4 protein-coding genes are annotated in these 3,105 nt (G+C 55.3%); 2 read left to right on the top strand and 2 right to left on the bottom strand.

The window, feature by feature from the left end:
* Positions 1-39 precede the first annotated feature (39 nt).
* Positions 40-1,701 (bottom strand): ABC transporter transmembrane domain-containing protein, encoded by a 1,662-nt coding sequence (locus PG899_RS23830; protein ID WP_270697800.1) that lies wholly within the window; start codon positions 1,699-1,701, stop codon positions 40-42.
* A gap of 332 nt (positions 1,702-2,033) precedes the next feature.
* Between PG899_RS23830 and rtxH the strand changes: the two genes are divergently transcribed.
* Together rtxH and rtxC are read left to right on the top strand one after the other, a co-directional pair.
* Positions 2,034-2,432, top strand: coding sequence for a protein RtxH (gene rtxH / locus PG899_RS23825; protein WP_076361215.1), 399 nt, complete (start codon positions 2,034-2,036; stop codon positions 2,430-2,432).
* 20 nt (positions 2,433-2,452) lie between these two features.
* Positions 2,453-2,914 carry an RTX toxin-activating lysine-acyltransferase RtxC gene (gene rtxC, locus PG899_RS23820; RefSeq protein ID WP_161772470.1) on the top strand — a complete coding sequence of 154 codons (462 nt, stop codon included), beginning with the start codon at positions 2,453-2,455 and terminating at the stop codon, positions 2,912-2,914.
* Here the strand turns inward: rtxC and PG899_RS23815 are convergent.
* A partial coding sequence (locus tag PG899_RS23815) for a hypothetical protein (protein WP_270697798.1) occupies positions 2,911-3,105 on the bottom strand: 195 nt, incomplete at its 5' end. The two genes, rtxC and PG899_RS23815, sit on opposite strands and share 4 nt — an antisense overlap.

The raw sequence follows: 3,105 nt of genomic DNA, 5'->3' as shown, positions 1-3,105 counted from the left end.
GAGGGATTTGGTGATCAGATCACCGTCTCAACCATAAGTTCAATTCAGGTCACTCTGATTTGGGAAACAACGCCGCATCGACTGGGCGATGTTGTCCCGTACCGATTTGTTGAACAGGTGGTTCTCCTGCAGCACCACGCCCATCTGTTGACGCAGGTGGTGGAGGGGGAGCTGGCGGATGGATTGGCCGTCGATGAAGATCTCGCCCTGCTCGGGTTGGTAGAGGCGCAGCAGCAGTCTGGCCAGGGTGCTCTTGCCCGAGCCTGAGCCGCCGACAACCCCGAGCGTTTCGCCGGCCGCTATGGTCAGGGAGAGATCATCGATGATGAGGGGGGCGTCCGGCTGATAGCGAAAGCGCACCCGCTCCAGCAAAATGGCGCCAGCACTCACCTGACCCGCGCCGTCACGCTGGTGTTCGGGGGGCAGGTTGAGCATGTCACCCAGTTTGTCCACCGCGATCCGGGTCTGGATGAACTGGCCCCACAGCTCGACCAGCCGTGACAGGGGCTGGGCCACGTGGCCGGCCATCATATTGAAGGCGATGAGCTGGCCGATGGTGAGCTGCAGGCTGATCACCTCGCTCGCACCGAGCCAGAGCACGCATGCGCTCACCAGTTTTTGCAGCCACATGACGCCGTGCTGGGAGGCGTTGTTGAGCTGCTGAACCCGGTAACCGGCGGTTACCATCTGGCTGGTCTGCTCATCCCAGCGCCGCACGAAGCGCGGCTCCAGCGCCAGGCTCTTGAGGGTCTCGGCGCCGGCGACCGTCTCGTTCAAGAAGGCGGTGTTGGCGGCGGCGTGGCCGAACTGCTGCTCGACAGCCTGCTGCATGCGCTGCGTGATCCACCAGGCGATCAGTACATAGGCGGGGATGGAGAGCAGGATCACCAGGGTCAGCATGCCGGAGAGGCTGGCCATGACCGCCAGGAAGACGAACATGAACAGCACGTCCACCGTCAGGGTGAACATGGTGCCGGTCAGGAACTCGCGGATGGTATTGAGCTCCTGCACCCGGGTCACGATGGCCCCCACCTGGCGGCTCTTGAAATAGAGCAGGGGCAGGGCAAACAGGTGCTGCACCATGCGCAGGCCGAGCTGGATGTCGATCCGGTTGGCGGTGTGGGCGTACTGGTACTCCCGCAATCCGCGCAGACAGACCTCCACCAGGGCGGTGATCAGCAGCCCGAACACCAGCACATCCAGCGTCGACCAGGCCTGATGCACCAGCACCTTGTCCATGACGACCTGAAAAAAGAGCGGGGAGATGAGAGCCAGGAGCTGCAAGACCAGCGAAAAGAGCAATATCTCCCCCAGTAGCCGTTTCTGCTGCAGGAAGGCCGGAATGAACCAGCGGATGTCAAAGCGGCTCTGCTGTCTGCGTACTTGATAGACTCGTCCGTTCCAGCGAGCCAGCAGTGCCTGCTGGTCGATGACCTGGGGATTGCCGACGGCGGGGTCCAGGATCAGGGCCTGCTCCCCCTGACGCTGGGCCAGGACGCAGGGGTTGCCGTTGTCACTGAGCAGGACCAGGGGGAGCGTCTGTTTGGCGAGTTTGCGGGGAGCAATGTGACGTTGGCGGATCCGGCTGTCGGTCTGCTGCTGCAGCCTGTCGACAATAATATCAAAGGGTTCGTCTGGCGTGATATCTATATCTTTAGGGGGACAGCCCAATAATCCGGTAATAATCTTCAAGCATGCCAAAACAGACTCGTCATGCGCAGTCATAATATACCCCGTTGCCGCGTTTAAACCCCTCCTGTTTATATGGGGCAAGGTGACCTGTTGCAGGCAGGGCGCGCATACTAACGAGCCGATAATTATCTGTCAAATATTATGTGCGCTGACAAAATCAATAATAAATTGACTGAGTTAATATATCTGAAGGTAATCTCAAGTGTGGCCTCATTATTAACCTTAATGAGTTTGTTGATATTTATTTTGACGTAATTACTCTATTTTTGAATCATTGTTTAATTGAATCAAATAATATTTTCAAATATGGTAAATATAGCGAAAAATGAAATGTTAGCACCATGTTGATTTATCTTTGGTGGGATTTTTGTTTTTTGTTTTACCTTATATTTATTGATAATGGAATTTATATGACAGAGCAGTTTGTACAGACAGTATCCAGCGTCAACTACAACAAGGGGATTTTCTCCCTCTATTTCGTCGGCCAGGATCCGCTCAAGATGGCGCAGGGCGTCATGGCCGAAAGCGACAATGAGCTGGCGCTGAAACAGACGGTGCACATGCCGGCAGCTGGCTTTATGTATATGGTTTCAATGATAAAAAATATGCTTGAAGATCCGCGCATGGCGGCCGAGTTCGACAAGCTGATCGCCGCTGGCCTGATCCCGGCCGCCCCCGCCGACGCGCAGGAAACCGCTCCTGCCGCCACTGCACAGGCTGCGCCGCGCAAGAAAAAATAAGTTTCCGGTGTGGGGAGTCAATGCACTTGGTATTGCAACCAACGGAACCTAACTGGCAACAAAAACAACATATGTTGGGAGGTGTCATGCTGCTCAGTCAGCACTCCTCCCTGCACCGGCGTTATTCCGTCGCCGAGTGGCAGCAACGTATATTGCCAGCATTTGAATTGAACCAGTTTTGCTATTACGAAGACTCATGCGGACGCCCGGTTGCATTTTGCAACTGGGCGTTTGTCTCTTTATCCATTCGTGACACCTTGCTGGCCGCCGAGCGGGAGCTGATCCGTGAGGATTGGCAATCCGGCGACCACATTTTTATTCCGGAGATGATAGCGCCATACGGACACGCCCGCGCCGTGGTGAGCGATCTGCGTCGCCGGATATTCTTGCCATGGAAAGGGCAGCGGGTCTGCACAGTGCGCGGTCATGTTCATGCCGAACTTGGCCATTGTGTGCGCAGGGTGCAGTGGTTTTCCATTTAATCATAATGAGTTAATACATGGGAAAGAGTGTATGGAGAAGTATTGAGTACTTCTTTACCGGTAATTACACGGCAGATGACGGAAACAACGATATCGATGCCTATGGCCTCGGTGGGGCGTTGTTTCCCAAATCGATACCGCCTGAGGCGTTGTTGCCCAAATAAGCCATTAGGCCACAACTTCCCCAGCCC

It is taken from the genome of Aeromonas sp. QDB39 (assembly GCF_027707585.1).
GTDB classification, from domain to species: Bacteria; Pseudomonadota; Gammaproteobacteria; order Enterobacterales; family Aeromonadaceae; genus Aeromonas; species Aeromonas hydrophila.
The sequence above is the reverse complement of the archived record's forward strand: the minus strand, read 5'-3'. Positions and strand labels throughout refer to the sequence as shown.